Annotated in this window: 1 protein-coding gene; it reads left to right on the top strand. The window is 47.6% G+C overall.

All coding sequences use genetic code 11. From position 1 onward, the window contains the following. Positions 1–1,018: transglycosylase domain-containing protein (locus tag R7P67_RS26635; RefSeq protein WP_318086560.1), on the top strand; the 1,018-nt coding region annotated here is incomplete at both ends.

The following is a 1,018-nucleotide window of genomic DNA, read 5'->3' as shown; positions in this document are numbered from 1 at the left end:
ACACCTATGAAGGTGTTTAGTCAAGACGGGAAGCTGATCGCACAGTTCGGTGAAAAGCGTCGTATTCCTGTTACTTACGATGAAATTCCTCAAGACCTAATTCACGCACTGATCGCCACCGAAGACAGCCGTTTTTACGAGCACCCTGGTATCGATCCAATCGGTATTACTCGTGCAGCTGTCGTGGTTGCTCTTTCCGGCTCAGCAAAGCAAGGGGCGAGTACCATCACTCAGCAGCTAGCGCGTAACTTCTTCTTATCCAACGAGAAGAAACTAATGCGTAAGATCAAAGAGATCTTCATTGCCATTCACATTGAGCAACTGCTGAGCAAACAAGAGATCATGGAGCTTTACGTTAACAAGATCTTCCTTGGCTATCGCTCATACGGTTTTGGTGCAGCAGCTCAGGTGTATTTTGGTAAGAGCCTAAATGAGCTCTCGCTTAGCGAAATTGCGACACTGGCGGGGATGCCAAAAGCACCTTCAACCATGAACCCAATTTACTCGCTAGAACGTGCAACAAAACGTCGTAACGTTGTGCTAATGCGTATGCTCGATGAAAAGTACATTACGCAAGAGCAATTCGATGAAGCACGTAACGAACCAATCATTGCTCGTTACCACAGTGCAGAAATTGAAGTGTCTGCGCCTTACGTTGCCGAGCTTGCACGTGCATGGGCAGTAAAAGAGTACGGTGAAGAGAAAGCCTATACGTCGGGTTTGAATATCTACATGACGGTTGACTCTAAACTGCAAGACGCTGCCAATAAGGCTGCGGTAAACAACCTAATGGCTTATGACGAGCGTCATGGCTACCGCGGCGCAGAAAAAGTGTTGTGGAAAGAAGGGGAAGCCGCTTGGAATGCAGAACAAATTGAGAAGCATCTAAAAGGCCAGCCAACTTACGGCGATCTTTACCCTGCGGTCGTGACAAAAGTGGAAGGCAAAACAGCGCAAGTTGTTGTGAAAAATAACGACGCACAAACCATCCCTTGGACTGGCATGAACTGGGCACGCA

It is taken from the genome of Vibrio sp. Vb0937, from assembly GCF_033338855.1.
The sequence above is the reverse complement of the archived record's forward strand: the minus strand, read 5'-3'. Positions and strand labels throughout refer to the sequence as shown.